The 21,303-nt window shown below is 71.3% G+C and carries 17 protein-coding genes; 9 read left to right on the forward strand and 8 right to left on the reverse strand.

The window, feature by feature from the left end; genetic code table 11:
- Window positions 1-493: 493 nt before the first annotated feature.
- Both serA and MXD60_RS02170 read left to right on the forward strand, forming a co-directional pair.
- Complete coding sequence (serA, locus tag MXD60_RS02165) at window positions 494-1,690, forward strand: phosphoglycerate dehydrogenase (protein ID WP_248817129.1); 1,197 nt, start codon at window positions 494-496, stop codon at window positions 1,688-1,690.
- The gene (locus MXD60_RS02170; RefSeq protein ID WP_248817130.1) at window positions 1,687-3,120 is read left to right on the forward strand and encodes an FAD-binding oxidoreductase; all 1,434 of its coding nucleotides are present in this window, start codon (window positions 1,687-1,689) and stop codon (window positions 3,118-3,120) included. The genes serA and MXD60_RS02170 overlap by 4 nt, the downstream gene beginning before the upstream one ends.
- A 21-nt stretch (window positions 3,121-3,141) precedes the next feature.
- Here MXD60_RS02170 and MXD60_RS02175 read toward each other — a convergent pair whose 3' ends face one another.
- The 5 genes from MXD60_RS02175 to MXD60_RS02195 all read right to left on the reverse strand — a co-directional run bounded on the left by MXD60_RS02175 (window position 3,142) and on the right by MXD60_RS02195 (window position 10,173).
- The gene (locus MXD60_RS02175) at window positions 3,142-4,236 is read right to left on the reverse strand and encodes a beta family protein (protein ID WP_248817131.1); all 1,095 of its coding nucleotides are present in this window, start codon (window positions 4,234-4,236) and stop codon (window positions 3,142-3,144) included.
- A 130-nt stretch (window positions 4,237-4,366) separates the two neighbouring features.
- Complete coding sequence (locus MXD60_RS02180; protein WP_248817132.1) at window positions 4,367-5,221, reverse strand: glycosyltransferase; 855 nt, start codon at window positions 5,219-5,221, stop codon at window positions 4,367-4,369.
- 96 nt (window positions 5,222-5,317) lie between these two features.
- Window positions 5,318-7,483, reverse strand: a complete 2,166-nt coding sequence (gene helR / locus MXD60_RS02185; RefSeq protein ID WP_248817133.1) for an RNA polymerase recycling motor ATPase HelR — start codon at window positions 7,481-7,483, stop codon at window positions 5,318-5,320.
- A gap of 262 nt (window positions 7,484-7,745) precedes the next feature.
- Window positions 7,746-8,414: a response regulator gene (locus MXD60_RS02190; RefSeq protein ID WP_248817134.1), complete on the reverse strand. Its 669-nt coding sequence runs from the start codon at window positions 8,412-8,414 to the stop codon at window positions 7,746-7,748.
- A gap of 28 nt (window positions 8,415-8,442) precedes the next feature.
- Window positions 8,443-10,173, reverse strand: coding sequence for a sensor histidine kinase (locus MXD60_RS02195; RefSeq protein WP_248817137.1), 1,731 nt, complete (start codon window positions 10,171-10,173; stop codon window positions 8,443-8,445).
- A gap of 394 nt (window positions 10,174-10,567) precedes the next feature.
- On the opposite strand from MXD60_RS02195, the gene MXD60_RS02200 reads away from it, so the two are divergent.
- A complete protein-coding gene (locus MXD60_RS02200) occupies window positions 10,568-11,575 on the forward strand; it encodes a hypothetical protein (RefSeq protein WP_248817139.1) in 1,008 nt (335 codons plus the stop codon).
- Between the two features lie 77 nt (window positions 11,576-11,652).
- Here the strand turns inward: MXD60_RS02200 and MXD60_RS02205 are convergent, their stop codons facing one another.
- Window positions 11,653-13,251, reverse strand: a complete 1,599-nt coding sequence (locus tag MXD60_RS02205) for an MFS transporter (RefSeq protein WP_308222337.1) — start codon at window positions 13,249-13,251, stop codon at window positions 11,653-11,655.
- 222 nt (window positions 13,252-13,473) lie between these two features.
- On the opposite strand from MXD60_RS02205, the gene MXD60_RS02210 reads away from it, so the two are divergent.
- Complete coding sequence (locus MXD60_RS02210; protein ID WP_248817141.1) at window positions 13,474-14,931, forward strand: DUF2252 domain-containing protein; 1,458 nt, start codon at window positions 13,474-13,476, stop codon at window positions 14,929-14,931.
- A 202-nt stretch (window positions 14,932-15,133) separates the two neighbouring features.
- Here the strand turns inward: MXD60_RS02210 and MXD60_RS02215 are convergent, their stop codons facing one another.
- Complete coding sequence (locus MXD60_RS02215) at window positions 15,134-15,712, reverse strand: CGNR zinc finger domain-containing protein (protein ID WP_248817143.1); 579 nt, start codon at window positions 15,710-15,712, stop codon at window positions 15,134-15,136.
- A 103-nt stretch (window positions 15,713-15,815) separates the two neighbouring features.
- On the opposite strand from MXD60_RS02215, the gene MXD60_RS02220 reads away from it, so the two are divergent.
- Window positions 15,816-16,811, forward strand: a complete 996-nt coding sequence (locus tag MXD60_RS02220) for a DMT family transporter (protein WP_248817145.1) — start codon at window positions 15,816-15,818, stop codon at window positions 16,809-16,811.
- Between the two features lie 38 nt (window positions 16,812-16,849).
- Here MXD60_RS02220 and MXD60_RS02225 read toward each other — a convergent pair whose 3' ends face one another.
- The gene (locus MXD60_RS02225) at window positions 16,850-17,320 is read right to left on the reverse strand and encodes a hypothetical protein (RefSeq protein WP_248817147.1); all 471 of its coding nucleotides are present in this window, start codon (window positions 17,318-17,320) and stop codon (window positions 16,850-16,852) included.
- Between the two features lie 90 nt (window positions 17,321-17,410).
- Between MXD60_RS02225 and MXD60_RS02230 the strand changes: the two genes are divergently transcribed.
- The 4 genes from MXD60_RS02230 to MXD60_RS29650 all read left to right on the forward strand — a co-directional run bounded on the left by MXD60_RS02230 (window position 17,411) and on the right by MXD60_RS29650 (window position 21,287).
- Window positions 17,411-17,998, forward strand: coding sequence for a TetR/AcrR family transcriptional regulator (locus tag MXD60_RS02230; protein ID WP_248817149.1), 588 nt, complete (start codon window positions 17,411-17,413; stop codon window positions 17,996-17,998).
- Between the two features lie 179 nt (window positions 17,999-18,177).
- Entirely contained in the window at window positions 18,178-19,077 is a 900-nt protein-coding gene (locus MXD60_RS02235) for a glutathione S-transferase C-terminal domain-containing protein (protein WP_248817151.1), read from the forward strand.
- A gap of 283 nt (window positions 19,078-19,360) precedes the next feature.
- Entirely contained in the window at window positions 19,361-20,575 is a 1,215-nt protein-coding gene (locus MXD60_RS02240; protein WP_248817153.1) for an MFS transporter, read from the forward strand.
- A gap of 160 nt (window positions 20,576-20,735) precedes the next feature.
- On the forward strand, window positions 20,736-21,287 hold the full coding sequence (locus MXD60_RS29650) for a toll/interleukin-1 receptor domain-containing protein (protein ID WP_368861162.1): 552 nt from the start codon (window positions 20,736-20,738) through the stop codon (window positions 21,285-21,287).
- Window positions 21,288-21,303: the final 16 nt, after the last annotated feature.

Consider the following 21,303-nt stretch of genomic DNA (forward strand, 5'->3'; position numbering starts at 1 on the left):
GACTGGGCATACGCATCGGCCCGGCCGCCGCGTGGATTGGAACCGCGCCGATAGGGATCTTCCGGGGCGGGGGTCGGGCGCCCGGGCGGGGGGGGGGGCGGGGGGGGGGGGCCCCCGCCGACCCCGCGCCACACCGGTCCCGCGACGATCACTTTCCACCACAGGACCGCCTACCCGAGAGATCAACAACAATCGCCAGCACGGTAATTTCATCGGTATGACGACGGACTCCGCCGGATTTCCATTCCCTCCGCCGCGAAGTGCGCAGCACCGCTCTTTCGGGTTGCCGGAACCAGAAGAAGGAGCGAGGAAAAAGCATGCCGAACGGGTGCGGATAAGGCGGCCGAACGGTATCGGGGAAATCGATGATCGCGTCCCTGCCGACCGCGGCCGTTCCAGCGCCAGGCCGGGCGTCCCTCGTGGCCGGGAGGCGGCGCCCGGGCACTCCTTAGACTGATGGCGGTACTGCCACCGACCAGCGAGGGTTGCCGCCGTGCGCGCGTTGTTGCTTGAGAGTGTTCATCCGGACGCTGCGGCGATCCTGCGAGCCGCGGGCGCCTCCGTCGAGACGCTGGACCGCGCGCTCGACCAGCGGGAGCTGATCGACGCGCTGGCCGGCGTGCAGATGCTGGGCATCCGGTCCAAGACGGAGGTCACCGAGTCCGTCCTCGACGAGGCGCCGGACCTGCTCGCCGTCGGCGCGTTCTGCATCGGCACCAACCAGGTGGCCCTCGGCGCCGCCGCCGAGCGCGGCATCGCGGTGTTCAACGCGCCGTTCTCGAACACCCGCAGCGTCGTCGAGCTGGCGCTGGCCGAGATCATCGCGCTGACCCGGCGGCTGACCGTGAAGAACGCCGGCATGCACGCCGGCCTCTGGGACAAGTCCGCGCAGGCCGCGCACGAGGTTCGCGGGCGCAGCCTCGGGATCGTCGGCTACGGCAACATCGGCGCGCAGCTCTCCGTCCTCGCCGAGGCGCTGGGGATGAGCGTGTACTTCTTCGACACCGCCGACAAGCTGGCGATGGGCAACGCCCGGCGCTGCGCCACCCTCGACGATCTGCTCACCACCGTCGACGTCGTCACCCTGCACGTCGACGGCCGGGCGGGCAACAGCGGCATGTTCGGCGAGGACCAGTTCGCCCGGATGCGTCCCGGCAGCATCTTCCTCAACCTCTCCCGTGGCTTCGTCGTCGACCATCACGCGCTGCGGGCGCACATCGAGTCCGGCCACCTCGCCGGCGCCGCGGTCGACGTCTTCCCGACCGAGCCGGCGAGCCGCGGCGAGGAGTTCAACTCCGAGCTGCGCGGTCTGCCCAACGTCATCCTCACCCCGCACATCGGCGGGTCCACCGAGGAGGCGCAGCAGGACATCGGCCGCTACGTCGCCGGCAAGCTGCGGGACTACCACGACGACGGCGGCACGGCGATGAGCGTGAACCTTCCGCACCTGGCCCTGCCGATCCGCCCGGGCCGGCACCGCATCGCGCATCTGCACCGCAACGTCCCCGGCGTCCTCGCGAAGATCAACAGCCTGCTCGCCGAACACAAGGTCAACATCGAGGGCCAGCTCCTCGACACCCGCGGCGAGCTCGGCTACGTGCTGACCGACATCGCCGTCGACCATCCGCCCGCGCTGCTCGACTCACTGGCCACCATGCCCGAGACCGTCCGCGTCCGGAACCTGGTGTGACCGCGCCGGCGGCGACGGCGCTGGAACCGGGGCTGGCCGCGGAACTGCGCGCCGCGGTCGGCGAGGCGCACCTGCTCACCGACCCGTCGATCGTCGCGTCGTACGAGACCGACTGGACAGGGCGTTTCCACGGCCGGGCGAGCTGCGTCGTGCGGCCGGGCGACACCGCGGCCGTCGCCGCGGTGATGACCGCGGCCGCCCGGGCAAAGGTGACCGTCTGCGTGCAGGGCGGCAACACCGGCCTCGTCGGCGGGAGCGTCCCCGTCGACGGCGCGGTGCTGCTCAGCACCGCGCGGCTGACCTCGCTGGAGCCGGTCGAGGTGGCCGCCGGGCAGGTCACCGCCGGCGCCGGCGTCACGCTCGCCGCGCTGCAGCGCCATGTCCGCGCCGCCGGCTACGACTTCGGCGTCGACTTCGCCGCCCGTGACTCCGCCACCCTCGGCGGCATGGCCGCGACCAATGCCGGCGGCGAACGGGTGCTGCGCTACGGCACGACCAGGGCGCAGATCCTCGGCATCGAGGCCGTCCTCGCCGACGGTTCCGTCGTCAGCCGCCTCGCCGGGCTACCCAAGGACAACACCGGCTACGACGTCGCGTCGCTGCTCGCCGGCAGCGAGGGCACCCTGGGGATCATCACCCGGCTGCGGCTGCGGCTCGTCCCGCTGCTCACCGAGCGAGCGGTGGCGCTGGTCGCCGTCGACGGCATCGCCGGCGCACTGACGCTGTTGCAGACCGCCCGTAACCGGCTGCCCACGCTGGAGGCGGCCGAGCTGTTCCTGGCCGACGGCCTGGCGCTGGTGCGGGAGAAGACCGGCCTGGCGGCACCGTTCACCGCGGAGCACCCCGCCTACCTCGTGCTGGAGTGCGCCAGCCGCACCGACCCGACCGACGACCTGCTCGCCGCCCTCGATGCCTGCGACGCCGACGTCCTGCTGGACGCGACCGTCGCCACCGACACCCGCGGCCGGCACACCCTGTGGGCGTACCGCGAGTCCCACACCGAGGCGATCAACGCCGCCGGGGTCCCGGTGAAGCTGGACGTCGCGGTTCCCCTCACCGCCCTCGGGGAGCTCGTCGCCGCGCTCCCGGCCACCATCGCGGCCGCCGCGCCGCAGGCCCGGATGATCCTGTTCGGCCACATCAACGAGGGCAACCTGCACGTCAACATCCTGAACGCCACCGACCGCGCCGAGGCCGTCACCGACGCCGTGCTGCACCTCGTCGCCGCCCATCGCGGCAGCATCAGCGCCGAACACGGCGTCGGCCGTGCGAAGAGCCGCCTGCTGCACCTCTCCCGCTCCCCCCAGGAGATCGCGATGATGCGCGCCATCCGCCACGGCCTCGACCCCGACGCCCTGCTCAACCCGCGCGTCCTCCTCGACGACCCGCCCCCGGCCGAGCACAGCCCGGCAGCCGCCAACTTCGCCTGAGCCGGCGCCGATCAGCGCTGCTCACAGCCGAGGGAACCGGTCGTTCAACTGCTCGCCGACGGTCGCCAGATGGTGGACGGTTCCGTGGCTACGCCAGATCTCCGGAGTTCCACCCTTGTCGTCCCCGTCGGCAACCGCAGCGATCCAGGCATCCGCCGGGCAGTGCCACGGCCCGGCGAAGTACGCAGACGAGTGCAGCAGGTCGGCCACCTCCCGCATGGATTCGGCACCCACTCCTTGCCTGTCGGGAGCGCTGTAGAACGCGGCGCTTCGCCCAATGACCCACTGACTGCCGGTGGTGTACCGCAGGAACGCGCTCTGGTATCTCCCATGCCAAGGCCGAGCGTCCGCCTCGGGATTGGCGATGGCGTAGTCGCCGAATGCCAGTGGCAAACCCCGAAGTTCGGCGGCGACCTCCAGGTAGGAGATCCACTCCGTGCGCTCGACGCAGGTGAGGTTGACCGGCAGATCGGCGAGGCTCGATGGAAAGGATGTCCCCGCGACGGTGATGCTCCGCCAGCTTCGGGCAGACGGAAGGTCCGATAGCTCCGCCCCGAATGCCACAGCCACAGAGGCGGCGCGGTCCCCGGCTCGCGTGCCCAGGTCCAGAACCAGATCCACGTCGGCACGGGAGATCCCCAGCGTCGTCAGAAGGTCCGTGACGCTCTCACCGCCATCATTCGACGGCCATTCGTCCTGGGCCAGCCGGAGGCAGATTCCCATCCCGTACCGGTGGTGCAGTGCCGCGACAGCCACGTTGTAGCCAGCCGACCGGTTCGGCGACGTTGCCGGAATCGGCTTGACGCCAGCCTCGACCAGCTCCCCCACCAGGCACTGCAGGGGATGCGCACCGGCGGCCGTCCTTTCGTGCTCCAGCGCGGGCATGTCGAGGAATGCCGAGTCGGTCCAGCACGCAGCGATGCTCGCCACCAGACCGCGCAGATGTTCATCGACGGTCTTCCTCGGCTCCTTCGTCCTGCGGTCCTCAGCCGCACCGGGAATGACGAGCAGGGGGCACAGGCCAGACCGAGCCTGCCTCGGGAGAGCCTGAAGGGCGCGCCCCTCAGCACGCCGGGCGCGCAGAATCGGTACATATCGCAGACCAGCGGGCAGCACTGCAGATCCCCTGTCACCGGCAGAGATCAGGGTCAATCAAAGGGTGACATATTTCTGTGCTCCCGGTGACGGTTCCGCGACTTCCCGAAGAGAAGCGGACAGCCGGTGGCAGGGGTTCCGTTCAGACTTGTCAGCGCCGGTCGAAAAGGTGCTGGGGCGGCGGGCCGTAACGGCCGCGGAGGAAGTCCACCAGGCCGCGTACCCGGGCCTGGGCGTTCCAGTAGGGGCCGCGCCGGGTGCGCGAGAGCACGCCCGCGCCGAGCTGCCACAGCGCGATGGTGAAGCGGACGAACGCGTGGTAGCGGCCCGAGTGGTCCCGCACAAGCAGCAGCGTGTTGCGCAGCTGCAGGTAGTCGATGGCCGCCGAGGCCGAACCGACGTAGGTGTTCTTGACCATCGCGCCGCGCACCAGCCCGGAATGCCAGTCGGCCGCCTTCGCCCGCATCGCGAGATCCGCCTCCTCGCAGTAGGCGAAATAGCGCTCGTCAAAGATTCCGACCTCGTTCAGGCAGGCGCGCCGGGCGAGCATCAGGGTGCCGTGCGGATGCCCGGCGGGCTGCCAGCCGGCGTCGACACTGCCAGGCAGGAGGATTCCGCCCAGGTAGGGGTCGACGACCGGGGTCATTGCGTCGTTGACGTCGGCGCAGGCCAGGCCCGCCCTCGGCTGGGCCGCGAGCACCGCCAGCATGTGGCTGAGGCAGGTGGGCTCGGGCACCGCGTCGTGCGGGGCGAGGGCCACCCACTCCCCCGCGTCCGGGTCGGCGAGGAACGCGCGGTAGCCGATGTTGGCCGCCGCGCCGAATCCCAGGTTCGCACCGGCCAGCACGACGGTGACGTCCGGGGCCTCGATCGGCGGCACGACCGCGGACCCGTTGTCGACGACCGTGATCACGACCGGGATGTCCTGGGCGCGGAACGCGTCGATGGTGTCCAGCAGTCGTTCAGGCTGGTCGCGGTGAACGATGATGACCGGTAGGGGTTGCACGACCCCAGTGCTATCCCAGTCGGCGGCTGACGCGCCCGGCGGAGCAGGCAACGCCATCAACACCACCCGCTTCCGCCACCGCTCGCAGGCTCCTCGTCAGGTACTCGTGAGCATGACGAGCTGCCGAGTCGCCCTGGTCATCGCGACGTAACGGTCGACCGCTCCCTCGATGCCGTCGCCGAACCGGTCCGGGTCGACGAGGACGACGAGGTCGAACTCGAGTCCCTTCGCGAGCTCCGGCGACAGGGACCGGACCCGGGCTGTCGACGCGTTCGCCGGATCGCCGATGACGCAGGCCACCCCGCCGGCGTGGGCGGCGAGCCAGCGCTCGAGGATCGCGGGCAGCTCCGAGGTCGATCCGTGGCCGACAGGGATGCCGCTGGTGCGCACGGAGGTCGGCACGTTGGCGTCCGGCAGCGCCGCCCGGATCACCGGCTCGGCCACCGCCATCACCTCCTGGGGCGTCCGGTAGTTGATGGTCAGCGAGGCGATCGTCACCTCGTCGAGGCCGACGCGGGCGAGGCGTTCCCGCCACGGCTCGGTGAAGCCGTGCCGGGCCTGGGCGCGGTCCCCGACGATGGTGAAGCTGCGGGACGGACAGCGGGCCAGCAGCATCTGCCACTCCGCGTCGGTCAGCTCCTGCGCCTCGTCGACGACGATGTGCGCGAACGGCCCGGCGAGCTGGTCCGCGTCGGCACTCGGCAGCGCGGAGTCGTCGACCAGGACACTGCGAAGGTCGTCGCCGTACAGCATCGTCACCGCTCCCTCGCCGTCGTCGTCGGCTTCGAGCAGGTTGTCGACGACCCTGGCCATCCGCTCGCGTTCCGAGGCGACGGCGGCCGCGTGCTGGCGCCGCCGCCGGGACGCCGCCGGGTCGCCGAGGCGCGCCCGGGCCGCGTCCAGCAGCGGCAGGTCGGACACGGTCCAGGCCCGCGGTTGCGGGCGCCGCAGCGCGCGCAGGTCGTCGGGGCCGAGCCAGGGGGCGCACATCCGCAGGTAGGCGGGCACCGACCAGAGGTCCGCGACGATGTCGGCCGCCTCGAGCATCGGCCACGCCTGGTTGAGGGTCGCGATCAGCCCCCGATCACGCAGCACGGACCGCCGGAACAGGTTCGCCGGGACGTCGCCGTGGTTGTCCCGCTGCTCGTGCTTGTCCCGCAACGTCGTGACCAGCGCTTCGAGGATGTCCGCGCGCGCGTCGTTGTGGGCGGTGCCGGGTTCCGCCGCCTCGAACGCCTCCGCCCAGTCGTCGGCGTCGAGCTGAAGGTCGGACCAGTCGGTCGTGACGGTCAGGGTGATGGTGGGCGGCTCCTCGTAGAACCGGACGGCCTTCTCGATCGCCCTCACCAGGTCCGCGTCCGACTTCAGCCGGGCGACCCGCGGCTCGGTCTCCACCGCCGCGGCTGCCCCCTCGGCGACGAGGTCACGCAGGGTGCAGGTCTGTACGCCGTCCTCGCCGAGGCTGGGCAGCACGTCACCGACGTAGGTCAGGTACGGCCGGTGCGGGCCGACGACCAGCACGCCGCCGCTGCGGCGCTGCCCGACGCGGGGGTCGGCGTAGAGCAGGTAGGCCGAGCGGTGCAGCGCGACGACGGTCTTGCCCGTGCCCGGGCCACCGTCGACGACGAGCGCGCCGCGCGAACCGGCGCGGATGATGGCGTCCTGGTCGGACTGGATGGTGCCGAGCACGTCGCGCATCCGGGCGGTGCGGTCGGCGCCGAGGCTCGCGATGAAGGCGGACTGGTCGTCGAGGGCGGCATGCCCGTCGAGCCCGTCGGCGGTGAACACCTCCTCCCAGTAGTCGCTGATCCGCCCCCGGCTCCAGCGGTACCGGCGACGGCTCGCCAGGCCCATCGGGTTGGCGTGGGTGGCGCCGAAGAACGGCTCGGCCGCCGGGGACCGCCAGTCGAGCAGCAGCCGACGACCCGCGCTGTCGGAGAGGCCGAGGCGGCCGATGTACAGCGGCTCGGGGTCGTCCGCGTGGACGATGCGCCCGAGGCACAGGTCCAGCCCGAAACGGCGCAGGGTCCGCAGCCGGGCGGTCAGCCGATGGATCTCCAGGTCCCGGTCCAGCGCCGCCTGGCCCTTGCCGCCGGGGGCCTGCCGCTCGGCGTCGAGCCGGGCGGACAGGTCGGCGATCAACTCCTCGAGGCTGCCCGCGATGTCGGCGAAGTGCTGCTCGTCGTCGGCGATCAGGCTCGGGTCGGCCTTGGCGGCGAGCCGCTCAGGGAGGTCGAACGCGCTGGTGGCGAGGGGGTTCACGGCATCAGCTCCCGCGACGCCACGGCGGCCGCCCGCCGCCGTACCACAGGACCCGGATCCGACCCGGCCCCCTCATCCATCCCGTACGTCGACCACAACACCTGCACGTCGCGACTCTCCTCTCCCCGGATTCCGCTCCGGCCGGTGATTCTGGGGCAGGCACCGGGTCTTGCCGCAAGCCCCCAGGTGCGCTATACGTTAAGAGTGGCGAGGATCGGGGTTCCTTCTCCCTTTCTCGGTCCGCTGCGGGCAGGCGAGCCCCTCAACCGGCATCCTCGTGGCGCAGGTAGGTGAGCACCGCCAGCACCCGGATGTTGACGGTGACCGTGTCCACCTGCCGCAGGCCCAGCTTGTCGTTGATCGACGTCAGGTGCTTCTCGACCGTACCCGCGGTGCAGCCCAGCTCATCGGCCACTCCCCGGTTGGTTCGGCCCTCGGCCACCAGGGCGAGCACCCGGCGTTCCTGCGCTGTCAGCCGATCGAGCGGATTACGCCGCCGGCGCCGGGACATCAGCCTGTCGATGATTCCCGGATCGATCACGATCTCGCCGGCCCGCACCCGGCGCAGCGCCTCGAGCAGGCTGTCGACGTTGCCCACGCGCGCCTTGGTGACGTAGCCGACGGCCCGGGTGTCCTCCTGCATGTTGAGCAGCCGCTCCGCGTAAGCAGTCTCGGCGTGGTCGGACAGGACGAGCAGCCCGATCTCCGGGCGACGCAGCCGGATCCGCTCGGCGGCCAGGATGCCCTCGTCGCGATGGGTCGGAGGCATCCGAATATCGAGGATCACCACCTCGGGGGACGCCTGCTCCACCATGGCCAGGACTTCGGGCAGGCTGCGGGCCTGGCCGACGACATCGACGCCCCGCTGCTCCAACGCGCAGGTGAGCGTGTCGAGCAGTAGCTCTCCATCCTCACCGATGACTACGCGCACACGTACTCCCGCGACGAGGCCGGTGATGTCATGTGGTGTGGACGGCCGGGGCCACCGCCGCGTCTCCCACCGGGAACGTGACGGCGACCTGGGTTCCCTCGCCGGCCGGGCTGCGCAGCTCGACCTGGCCACCGACAGCGGCCACCCGGTCGTGCAGGTTGCGCAGTCCGACTCCGGCGCCGAGCAGCGCGCCGCCGCAGCCGTCGTCGGTGATCGTGACAGCCAGCCGGCCCGGCCGCGACTCGACCACGACCGAGGCGTAGCTCGCGGCCGCGTGCTTGTAGACGTTGGCGAGAGCTTCGGTGATGACGAAGTAGGCGTTGACTTCGACGTCCCGCGGCCAGCGGCCGGCGGACACGGTCGCGACAACGGGGCAGGGAGCGTGGTCGATGACCATCTCCACCGCAGCGGCCAGCCCCTGCTCCACCAGGATGCTCGGGTAGATGCCGTGGGCGAGGTCCCGAAGCCCCCCGATGGCCTGCTCGAGCTCCCGATGGGCCCGGCTGACCATCTCGGTCGCGCGGCCGAGTCCCGTCGCGCGGCCCGCGTCCGCCACGCCGGCGTCCGCCACGCTGTCGTCGGCCGCGGCAACCCGCAGCGCGTGGCGGGTGCTGTCGAGCATGACCAGGATGGCCAGCAGCCGCTGCTGTGCGCCGTCATGGAGATCCCGCTGAATACGGTGACGTTCCTCGAACGTCGCCTGGATGAGCCGCTGCCGCGAGGCGCGGACCTGCCCAAGCTGGGACTGCAGGCTCGCGTACAGGCGCGCGTTGTCCAGCGCCAGGCCCGCGGCGGCGAGTACCACGTCCATCAGCGGTCGTTGCCGGGCCAGCGCCGCGTCATGGGCGAGCATCGCCAGCTCCTGTCCGCGCCGGCGCACCGGGGTCAGGCACCGCCCGCTGGCCGCCGCGGTCGCAGGCGTGAACGCCTGCCCGGTGATGTCAACCCAACCGGAGCCGTCGAGCAACCGGAACGCGAGGTCGACGCTGGGATCGCCGAGCACCCGCGCCATGGCGTCCCGCAGGTGCCGGGGATCCGGATCGTCCCGCAGCTCGACGATGAAGCTGGCGGTCCGTCCGCGGGCCAGATGGACCCGCGCCACGCCGAGCAGCAGTCCGATCGGCAGTAGGCCGGCGGTGATGGCGAACAGCGCCAGCAGGACGAGACGGAGGAGGGCGGGCGCGCCGGTGGCGCTGGCGACGGCGCCGCCGACGGCGGCTGTGGCCCCGGCGACCACAAGCGCCCACGTCGCGGCGGACAGCCGGCGCTCCGGCCGGCTCGCGTGCCGCCACCGTCCGATCAGACGGCCACCGATGGCCAGCGCGACGACGCAGAACGCCAGGCTCCCCGCCCGGTCGGTGGTCGTGTTCTCCTGCCAGCGGTCAAGCCATGGGTAGCGCGCATGGTCCACGACGTACTGGGCGACCTGGCTTCCGACGGCCACCAGGTAGCCGCAGGCCGCGAGTGCGCGGTCGACGCGCACGGCGAGGCGACCGTTCGGGAACGACAGGGCCAGGTGCCCCAGCAGTCCGGCGTAGAGGTACGACAGCCAGAATCCGACGGCGAAGAGCACCGGGACCGAGCTGTAACGCAGATCGCCGAGAAAGGTGCTGGCCCCACACAGCGCCATGAGGACGCTCACGCGCTCAGCGGCGGGACGGGCCAGGGAGATCAGGCCGGTCAGAAGCAGCGACACCCCGCCGACGCGCAGTGGCAGGCTGTCCCACCCCGGTGAGCGGGTCAGCGCGTCCGCGATCATCCGCGCATTCTCCCGACCGCGCTGTCCTTCCCGATGCCTTGCCGCACCGAGCCCGACGCCCCCTGACCATCGGGGGGCGCTTCCAGCGGGCGCGCGTCCACCCTGCCATCCGCCGTCCCACGCGACTCCGCCGGCATCGTCCCTGCTCCCCCGTCCGTCCCGGTTCGGGATATCCCCCAGATGGACACCCGGATCGCCTGGTGTGCGCGATCGGTAGCCATCCGTACTGTCACGACATGCCTTCTCTGTAACAACGCTCACCGGTACCGAATCACCACGCCGACGGCCAGCCGTTTCCCGAACCGGTCCGAGGCGGCTCGGATTTGTTCAGCTACACGTCATCGGCTGTTTTGGCCATCGATCAATCGTCTCATGACGACGAGGAGTGAAGTACATGTCAGCCAACAACCTTCGCCTCCGGCAGCGCCCGCGGCTACTACCGCTCCTGCTACTGCTCGCCGTGCTGGCGGGTCTGACCCTGTCGCACCCGACCGCCGCCCGGGCCGCGACCCCGGCGCTGAACTGTGACCGCGAGCCGTCCGGCTACGGCCACCGCATCCATCTGTTCTTCCGGACCGGCGAGGACGACCTGCGCGGTAACAACTGGTGGGGGGACGACAACCTGGACGTGACGCTCATCAGTCGGCTGCATCAGCCGCTCCTGGTGCCCAACGTCAACAAGGGCGAGAACTGGCCGGCGCACAGCACGAGGGAAGTAATAATCTGCGTCACCAACGAACAGATCCAGGCCGACGAGGTGACCGGGCTTCGACTGGCCACCACCAATGCCTTCGGCGGTGTCTACGACAACTGGGACCTCGACTGGCTGACCTATCAGTTCGAGGACTTCGTCCTCGGGCGTTGGGTCCCGGCTGGAAAGCTCCTCGTGTCCGGAACCCCGCTGCACCGGTTCGACGGCGATGCACCTGGCTTCGACTTCCGCGTGGACCCGGTTCTCGACGGCGGCTTCGAGGCCCAGGGAAGCTCGGCGGTGAATACGCCCTGGTTCACCGAGGGCACCGACTGGAAGGGCGTGGACCGAAACCTCCACAATGCCCAGAGCGGCCAGAACAATGGCTTCACCTGGTCCACCGGCCGCAACTGGAACGCTGTTCTGCAGAACGTCCCCGTAACACCCGGGACGTCGTACGTGCTGACCGGCTGGGTCCGCACGTCGAAAAATGTCAACACCGGCTTCTTCGGAGCACGACTGTCCGGTGAGTGGCCGCCGCGCGGGGAAGCGCACTTTGGCTTCACCGGATCCGATTACCAGCAGCTCACCGTGCGGTTCAACTCCACCAACCACACGCAGGCCACGGTGTACGTCGGCCTTTGGGGAGTGAACACCCCCGGCGGGGACTGGATCCAGGTCGACAACATCAGCCTGCGGGCCGAACGCTAGCGGCTGTTCCACATCCCGGCTGCCGGCTGGCGACCCTCCGCCAGCGTTGAGGTCCACCGCCGCCAGCCACGAAAGGGTCAGGCGGCGGTGTCGGCCACCGGCGCCGACGTCGGCTGCCGGGTCGGGATTCGCCGGGTGAGGAACAGACCCGCCAGCGCGAGGACGGCGAGCAGGGACAGCGACGCGCGCAGGCCGACAATGCGGGACTTCGCATTGTCGGAGACGATCGCCGCGGTGGTCTCCGCGGGGAGGCCGGCTCCCCCGAGGCGGGTTTCCAGCTCCCTGTCGGACACGAACGGGACGCCTTTCTCCAGTTGCACCTGGGAATGGGCGACCAGGTCCGGCGGCACGGCAGGATTCTGCTGGACAACCGTGAGAAACGATGTGGTCAACGCCGATATGAGGACTGCTCCGGCCGCCGCGGTACCGATCGAGGCCCCCAGGTTCGTCACCGTGTTCTGCACCCCACCGACCTCACCGCTGTGCTCGTCGGCCACGGCGGACACGGTGACGCTGCCGAGTTGCGATGCCAACGCTCCAACCCCGAGGCCCGCGAGCAGCAGCGGCCACGTCACGATCTCGGGCCCGGCGCCGACGTCCAGCGCCGCGACCAGGATCACGATGCTGGCGAACAGCGCGAGGAAGCCGGTGCGCACGACGCGCCGCGGTGCGGCACGGGGAAGGACACGGGGAACACCGACCGCTGCCACCAGCAGGGCGACGGACAGTGGTAGCAGGCGCACGCCGGTCCCGACCGCCGAGAGTCCGATCGCCACGGACAGGTACAGCGGCACGACGAAGAACAGGCCGGCCTGAAGCAGGTACTGGAAGAAGAACGACGTGAGCCCGGCCCGCAGGGTCTGGTTTCGCAGCAACGCGGGATCGAGCAGTACCACCGCGTTCCGGGCGAGCCGGCGGTCCTGCCACCAGAGGAAGATCCGCAGAATGGTTCCGCCGGCGAGGATCATCCAGATCACCGGGGACAGTCCCAGCCAGACGGGAGCACCGGCCTTCGGCCGGACCAGGCCCCAGCTTCCCGATCTGAGGACGCCGTACACGACGAGAGCCAGTCCGGTCGCGGACATCGCGGTGCCCACCAGGTCAAGCTGCCTGCGCGCCGTCGGGGGTGGCTGGGTTATCCCCCGGCTCATCCGCAGGATGCAGAGCACGACCAGGACCTCGCCGGCGAACACCCAGCGCCAGGACAGGTAGGTGGTGAACACACCGCCGACGAGCGGGCCCGTCGCGACCGCGATCGCGCCGGCGGCCGCGACCAGCCCGTAGGCGCGTGGTCGTCGCTCGCGGGGGAAGTTCGACGCGACAAGAGAGACAACGGCCGGCATGATCAGCGCGGCACCGGCCCCTTCGAGGAAGGACCAGCCGAGCGTCAGAACCGTGAGATTCCCCGCAAGGGAGGTCGTCAACGACCCACAGCCGTAGATGACGCAGCCGATGGCGAAGGCCCGCCGATGACCGAGGATCTGACCGAGCATTCCGCCGGTAATCATAAATGCCGCCATCACCAGGGTGTAGAAGGTGATGGCGGTCTGTATCCCGGTGACCGTGGTGTTCAGATCCGCGGCCACGGTCGCAATCGACACGTTCATGACCGAGCTGTCGAGAGTCATGAGGAACTGGGCGGCCGCCAACGTCAGAAGAACGGATTGCCGGCCCACGCCCGCTTCCGACCCGGGCGTGCGGCTTTGTTTCCGGCTCTCGAGTATGGCGTCCTCCCGACTGCACCCGTGGTCCGCGGAACCGCCGGACATCTGGTTTTCACCGCGCCGACCCTGTACCTTCAGTCATCGCCGGACCTTCAGCATCGCCGCGGATGGGCGCCGTCGCACCTCGAAAGCCGGCGACAACACGCCCTCCCACAGGCCCCGGAGAGGTCGGACATGACCACATTTTTCCCGCTTTCCACCGCGGACGGTTCCCCACCCCGGCAGCCGGCCACAAAAGCGGCCGACAAGGCTCCGCCGACACCGGCGGAACGCGCGGCCCGGGGAAAGAACGCGCGGGCCCGGGCCCCACGCCGGGCCCATGCGGAGTACGCCCCGGTGCCGGACCGGGCCGACCCGATCGACGTGATCGACCGGCAGTCGCGGACCCGCCTGCCCGAGCTCGTCCCCCTCCGCTACCAGCGGATGATGGAGTCGCCGTTCAGGTTCTACCGGGGCGCCGCCGCGATCATGGCGGCCGACCTCGCCCGGACGCCGACGTCGGGAATCGAGGTCCAGCTCTGCGGCGACGCGCACATGCTCAACTTCCGGCTCCTCGCGTCGCCCGAACGGCGTCTCATGTTCGACATCAACGACTTCGACGAGACCCTCCCGGGCCCATGGGAATGGGACGTGAAGCGGCTCGCGACCAGCCTCGTCATCGCCAGCCGCGGCAACGGCTTCAAGGCGTCCGAACGACGCCGGATCGTCACCGCGACGGTCGGGGCGTACCGCCTGTGGATGCATCGGTTCGCGGCGATGACCAACCTCGAGGTCTGGTACGCCCACGTCGACGCCGACGAGCTGGCCGCGCAGTTCGCGGACCTGCTGGGCCGGCGGGGTTCCAGGCGCCTGTCCCGGGCGGCGGCGCAGGCCCGGTCACGCGACCGGCTGCGGGCGTTCGCCAAGCTGACCAGACTGGTGGACGGCGAACGGCGTTTCGTGTCCGACCCTCCGCTGCTCGTCCCGATCGGCGAACTCACCGCCGGAGCCGAACACGAACGGCTGATGGGACAGCTCGGCTCGATCGTCGAGCGGTACTCCGACACCCTGTCGACCGACCGGCGCTCACTGCTCGGCCAGTACCGGCTCGTCGACTTCGCGCGCAAGGTCGTCGGCGTCGGCAGCGTGGGCACCCGCTGCTGGGTCGCGCTGCTGCTCGGCCGCGACGGCGACGACCCGCTCCTGCTCCAGGTCAAGGAGGCCGGGACGTCGGTCCTGGCCGATCACCTGCCGGCAAGCGAGTACGACAACCAGGGTGAGCGGGTGGTCGCCGGACAACGGCTCATGCAGGCCACCAGCGACATCTTCCTTGGCTGGCAGCGGGTGGACGCCGTCGACGGGCAGCGCGACTTCTACATCCGGCAGTTGCAGGACTGGAAGGGCGTCGCCGTCGCGGAGGACATGGTCCCCGACGGCCTGGAGCTGTTCGGACGGGTGTGCGCCGGCACCCTCGCCCGGGCCCACGCGCGGTCCGGCGACCGCATCGCGATCGCTGCCTACCTCGGCAGCGGCAAGGCGTTCGACCAGGCGGTCCCGCAGTTCGCGGAGGCCTACGCCGACCAGAACGAGGCCGACCACGGCGCCCTGGTCGAGGCCGCCCGGACCGGACGGGTCAAAGCCGCCAGTGCCTGACATCATCGACGGGCGACCAGCTCTCGAGCTGGTCGGACCGCGCCTCGCGGGGCTCGTCGGCTGTCGAGGCTGAGGGCGTGACCCCGACCGGGTTCAGACCGGTGAGGACAAGCGCCAGAACCGCCGCGGTCAGGCTGACCACCGTGACGGAGAGCTGCCCCTCGCCCGTCCAGTAGACGTCCTGTGCCGGCCTTCCGGCGGCTCACGTCGACGTCGTCGGGTCGCCGACGCGGTGGCGGCGGCGGAAGGACGCGCTCTTGGCGCGGTTGCCGCAGGCCGCCATGTCACACCAGCGGCGGGAGGCGTTGCGGGAGGCGTCGACGTAGACCCAGCGGCAGTCCTCCCCCCGACATGCCTTGAGCCGGGGCCAGCCGGGTCGCGCGCAGGCCCGCAGCAGGGCGGTGACGGTCGCGGCGCCGACGTCGCGGACGAGATCGGCGGGGCCGTCGGCACGTAGGGACGGTGCGCCCCGCAGGTCGAGGCGCAGGGTGAGACCGTCGAGGACGGCCGTGTCCAACTCCGTGTCGACGCCGTTGTTGCGCAGCGCCAGGCCGCGGATGACGGCTCGCAGGGCGCGCAGCATCGCCAGGCCCTCGGCGGCGTCGGGCCGCCGGGGGTCGGCGCCGGCCGGCAGGCCCAGGCCCAGGCCCGACCACCAGGTGCGCATCCCGGCCGCGTCGGCCAGCTCGTCCTGCTCACCCTGCTCGCCGTGCGCGGTGTTGGCCACCGCGACGAGCAGGTCCTCGTCCCCGATCCCGGGCCACTCCGCCAGCTCCGCCACGTAACCACCGTACGCGTTTAACCGGTTGACCATCTTCGTAACCGGTGTAACCGTTACAGCGGTTGCGCTGCGGTGGAGTGGCGCCCCTGACCGGGAGGTTCCGATGGCATCGTGCGAGGCCCAGGCCGGGGTCGGGGCCGGCATCCGGATGCGCTCCGGCGAGCTGTCGATCCTGCTGGCCGCAGCCGCCTATGGGCTGAGCACCACGCTGTCCGTGGCGGCGCTGCACGCCGTGCGGCCGCTGGATCTGCTGGCGGTCGAGCTCGCCGGCGCCGCCGTGGTGCTACTCGGCGCCGCGGTGGTCACCGGCCGCCTGCGCCGGCGCGGCGCGCTGCGGCAGATGCTGCTCGGGGCGCTCGTCCCAGGACTGGGATACCTGCTCGGCGATTTCGGGCTGGACCGCACCAGCGCGTCGAACGGCAGTCTGCTGCTGGCCGCCGAGCCGCTGCTGACCGTCCTGCTGGCCGTCGTCGCCCTGCACGAGCGGCCCGACCGCCGGGCCGTCGTCGCGCTCGCCTTCGGGCTGGCCGGTGGCGCGCTCGTGGCGCTCGATCCCGGCTCGCCCGGCCAGCCCGCCGGCACGACCACCGGCAATCTCCTCGTCCTCGCCGGAGTCGCCGTGGGCTCGGTGTTCGTCGTGGCCACCCGCCGCTACAGCGACGACGACGGCGACGCCCTCAACGCCAGCGCCTGGCAGACCACCGGCGGCGCGGTGACCGCGACACCGTTCGTCGCCGTCGCCTGGGCCAGCGGTGGAAGCCAGCTCACCACGGCCGACGCCGCCGGCTGGGCGGCGTGCGCCGGCGTCCTGCTCTGCGGCGCGGTGGCCGGGATCGCGTTCAACCGGGGTATCGGCCAGCTGCCCGCGGCCCGGGCCAGCCAGCTGCTGAACCTGACCCCCGTGATCGGCACGCTGAGCGCCGTCACCCTGCTCGGCGAACACCCGACGATGCCGCAGATCGCGGGAGGCGTGGCCATCATCGTCGGCCTGACGCTGCTGCTGCGCGGCGCACCAGCCCCCGCGCGGCAGCAGCCGGCCGCCGATCCGGCTGTCACCGAGCCCGCGGCGCTCGCCCAGGTCCCGACCTCATGGCCGTAGGCCGGCGGCGAGTCGGTCGCACCGGGAGGACGCGGCCATCAGGCGTCGGCCGCCACGACGTCCTGGGCCACCGACTCCTCTCCCGCCGTCCGCGCGGCGTCGATGACCGCGGCGACGAGCGCCTCGCCGGTGTAGGCGACGCCACCGAGGCCCCAGCCGCCGTCGGGGGCGTTGAGGATGTTGACCCAGGTGTCCGCCCGGCCGTGGTCGTCCACGGTGAGCGCGTCGACGATGTCGGTCGCCGCGGCGATGAACGCGGCGCGGCCGGCGGGCTCGGGCAGGCCGATGTTCGGCAGCTTGAGCTCGACCATGACCAACCGGCTGCGGCGGCCGCCGGCGTAGATGTCCGCCGGGTCCAGGACCTGGACGGTGCCGCCGATGATGCCGGTCAGGAAGGGGTTGCTCGCGGCGCCGCTGGCCTCGACCAGGGCCGTCGTCAGTCGCGGCAGGATCTCGCGCCTGCCGGCTTCGGTGAGTTCCCCCTGCGGAGCGGTGACGGTGATGGGCATGAGCGGACTCCTTGAGACGAGTAGGACGTACGTACTAGCGAGAATGCTGCACTAGGATGGTCGTACTAGTCAAGGGAGAGGAGCCCGGCGGTGGCCGATACCCGCAGCCGCATGGTCGACGCCGCGATCAGCGCGTTGCAGCGCCACGGTGTCGCCGGCATGTCCTTCACCGACGTCCTTCAGGACAGCGGCGCCGCCCGCGGCGCGATCTACCACCACTTCCCCGGCGGCAAGACCCAGCTCATCGCCGAGGCCGCCGCACGCAACGGGGACGAGGTGCGCGCCGCCCTCGCCACCCTGCCCGCCGCCGACCCGGTCACCGTGGTCACCGCGTTCCTCGACGCGATCCGGCCGGTCCTCGCCGCCTCGACGACCGGCAGCGGCTGCGCGGTCGCCGCAATCACCGTCGGCGCCAGTGAGCCTGGCTCCGGCGACACCGACCTGCGGCGCACCGCCGCTGACATCTTCGCCTCGTGGGGCCAGATCCTGGCCGAACGGCTGGAATCCCCAGGCCTCCCGCCCGCCGAGGCAGGTGAGCTGGCCACCACGCTGATCATGCTGCTGGAGGGTGCACACGTCCTGTGCCGAGCCGCCGGCGACCTCGAACCCTTCGAGCGAGCGGCGCGCACCGCGGTCGCGCTCACGCGCACCCGTTACGGGACCCGCCCCGACGCCTGATCGCGGACGAAACATCTCGCCGAAAGGGCAGGCGCCAATTCGGCGGTGCCAGCTGGCGGCGAGAATGTTACCCAACAATGTTACAGAATCAGGTCAGAACCATGTCCGGCCAGACCAGTACAGATTGCGATCGTCGGAGGCCGGGGTTAATCTCGGATTCTGCCGTTCGGAGGTTTCTCATGTCCCATGCTGCCGTTTCACCAACCACCACTCCGGCGTATGCCAGCCCGACCGATGTGGCGGCGCACGGCGAGTACACGATCCGGCGGGACCCCGCGGACACCCGGCCGCTGTACCGCTTCACCGGCCGGCTCACCGCGGACGGGTCGAGTGGATTTCCGGCCGAGCCGGGTCGTTACCACATCTACTCCGGCTGGTTCTGCCCGTGGGCCCACCGCGTGACCATCGAGCGCGCCCTCCACGGCCTCGAGGACGTCATCAGCGTCTCGTATGTCGACGGCAGTCGGGATGCCCGCGGCTGGGCGTTCCGCGAGACCCACGGCCCGGACCCGGTCAACGGCTTCACCCTGCTGCGTGACGCGTACGAACTGACCGAGCCGGGCTTCGACGGCCACGTCTCCGTGCCCACGTTGTGGGACCGCCAGACCGGCAAGGTCGTGTCGAACGACTTCACCAGCCTGGGGATCGACCTGGCCACCCAGTTCGGCCGTTGGTCGAACGGCGCCGACACCTACCCCGAGCACCTGCGCGGCGAGATCGCCGAACTCGATTCCTGGATCGGCCCCGCGGTGAACCGCGCGGCGCACCGGGCGGCGCAGGACGGCACCGCCCGCGCGGCGCTGCTCGACGCGTTCGCGACACTCGACGCCCGCCTCGCCGACACCCCATACCTGGTGGGCGGGCAGCTGACCGAAGCCGACGTGCGCCTGTGGGTCTCCCTGGTCCGCTACCGCGGCCGCCGCGGCGACCTGACGAGCCTGCCGCCGCTGTCGGACTACCCGCACCTGTGGTCCTACGCCCGCGCCCTCTACCGGCTGCCCGCCTTCCGGGCGACGACCGACTTCGCCACCTTCACCGACCCGACCACCGTCCTGACCGGCTGGGACACCGCCGAGTAGCGCGGTCACGGATCGCAACGGTCCAGCCTGCCCGTTTCATCCGATGTCGGCGCTTCAACCGAACCACCGTGGTTCCTCTGTACGGCTTCCCGCCCGATTTGTCCGTATAGAGCGACCGTGCGACCGATCCGAGGCTCGGCGCCGCCGCAAGCGGACCCCGGCGACCTCGCGAGGGCTCGAATTCGCAGGTCCCGCCCTGTGATGATGGAAAGCACCGTACGATCCCGGCGTGTCGGTTTCGCCGCCCGCCGTGCCGCGAGGCCGCGCAGATGACGGGTCTCCCGTGTCCCCCACAACAGCGCGCCCGGCCGCCGAACGGCCGGCCTCGCTCGTGCGCGCGCGACTGCCAGCACTGTTCGCCGCGGTCGGGCTGGAGAGCACGACGGCGGTGCTCGCCCCGTTCATCGCCGGAACGCTGGGGGCCGCGCCGATCGCGCTCGCCGGCATCGAGGCGGCGGGACGCGCCGGCGGCACCGCTGCCCGCACCGGCGCGACGAAGCTGGTCGACCGCCGGCCAGGGCTGCGCGGGCCGTTGACTGTCGCCGGGAACGCCGGGCTGGCCCTGGCCGCCGCGTTCCTCGCCGGCAGCAACGCGGTGTGGCAGGCGGGGGCGTGCCGATCCGGGTCATGGGTGGCCCGCGGGCTGGGAACCCCGCCGCTGCTGGACCAGGCGAGCTCGACCTCGGCGCCGGCCGGCCTCGGCGCCCGGCTCGGCCTCGAACGGTCGGTGGGGGCCCTCGGTGCCGCCTTCGGCGCGCTCGCGGCGGCGCTGCTACTCGCCTTTTTCGAGGTGCGGACGGTGCTCCTGCTCGCGCTGGTCCCGGTGGTCGCCGCGGTCGCGGTGAGTGCGTACGGCACGCTCACCGGCCGGGACGCGCTCGACCACGACGCGCCGCCCCAGACCCGGCCCGGCCTCGCGCTGCTGCGCGAGCCGCCGCTGCGCCGGCTCGCGCTCGGCATCACCTGCTACGAGGCGTCCAACATCGCGGCGGTGCTCCTGCTGCTGCGCGCGAGCAAGCTGCTACCCGACGGCACCGGACGGCTCAGCCAGCTCCAGGCGGTGGCCCTGCTCTACGGCCTGTTCCACCTGTCCTCGGCCGCCGCGGCGGTGTTCGGCGGCCGGCTCGCGGACCGGTTCGGTAGCGGCCGGGTGATCGCGGCTGGCGCGGCCTTCCTACTCGGCGCGTACGCCGGTTTCTCCTTCGCCGGCAAGGGTGACGTGATCGCGATGGTCGTGTGCTTCCTGCTCGCCGGTGCGGCCGCAGGGGCGGTCGACGCCGCCGAGTACACCGGCGCCGGCCGACTCACCCCGCCGGAAACGCACCGGGCCGTGTTCGGCGCACTCTCCGGCCTACAGAGCGCCGGCCGGGTCATCGCGACCATCACCGCCGGCGGCCTGTGGACCCTGGTCGGTCCCGAAGCCGGGCTGCTGGTCTGCGGGCCCCTGCTCGTCCTGTGCATCGCCCTGTTCACCAGGGGCACCGACCGCCCCCGTTGACGGGGCGCGCACAAACCCGCAGACCACTTTCGTCCTCCTGCCCAGATCAACGACGCACAACTACTGGAGGACGGCACCAGCACCAGCGCCCGCGCCCTGAAGACGCATCCAGAAGGCCGGCTACAACGTTCTGGTCCAAGCATGGTCCTTCGTACTCGGCATGAACTGGACCGTCGGAATGCAGAACGGCATCACACGTGCCCGGCACACGGTCGCAGTACTCTCCGACGCGTACTTCCGCTCGACCTGTGGCACGGCGGAGTGGATGGCCGTCCGGCGAGCCGATCCGGAGGGACTCGAGCGCAGCCTGATTCCCGTTCGGATCGAAGCGTGCAATCGTCATCCACCGGGGTGGAATGTCGAGCGGCCGGACCGCGCAGTCGAGTTCCGACCGCGGGACGCCCTGGTAGTCATCCTGCCCGAGCAATCCGGCGACCGCGACCGGCACGGCCTCGATCAGAAGTACGGCGGCCCCGCCATGGAAAGCTCACGCACGGGTGGAGGCCGGCGTCCTTGTCGGCTGCGAGGTGGGCATGAGAGCCAGTCTTCCCCTCAGCCCCCGGGGCGGCCTGAACGCGAATACTCACATCATCGGGCAGCTGCGACGGCCGCGGTCCGGAAATCATGCCGCAGGGAGCACTTGTCCACAGGTGGATCGGTCGCCATGCGGTCTGTCCACAGCCCGGGGCCGCGCCGCCCCGCGCCGCGTTGAGCCGAGGAGACTGGGC

This window comes from Frankia sp. AgB32 (assembly GCF_023243045.1).
In the GTDB taxonomy this organism is placed as follows: domain Bacteria; phylum Actinomycetota; class Actinomycetes; order Frankiales; family Frankiaceae; genus Frankia.

Coding starts and splice junctions, on each gene's coding strand:
- MXD60_RS02195 (WP_248817137.1), bottom strand. CDS start 10,173: ATGATCGCGGACGCGCTGACCCGCTCACCGGGGTGGGACAGCCTGCCA.
- MXD60_RS02200 (WP_248817139.1), top strand. CDS start 10,568: ATGTCAGCCAACAACCTTCGCCTCCGGCAGCGCCCGCGGCTACTACCG.
- MXD60_RS02210 (WP_248817141.1), top strand. CDS start 13,474: ATGACCACATTTTTCCCGCTTTCCACCGCGGACGGTTCCCCACCCCGG.
- MXD60_RS02220 (WP_248817145.1), top strand. CDS start 15,816: ATGGCATCGTGCGAGGCCCAGGCCGGGGTCGGGGCCGGCATCCGGATG.
- MXD60_RS02225 (WP_248817147.1), bottom strand. CDS start 17,320: ATGCCCATCACCGTCACCGCTCCGCAGGGGGAACTCACCGAAGCCGGC.
- MXD60_RS02235 (WP_248817151.1), top strand. CDS start 18,178: ATGTCCCATGCTGCCGTTTCACCAACCACCACTCCGGCGTATGCCAGC.
- MXD60_RS29650 (WP_368861162.1), top strand. CDS start 20,736: ATGAACTGGACCGTCGGAATGCAGAACGGCATCACACGTGCCCGGCAC.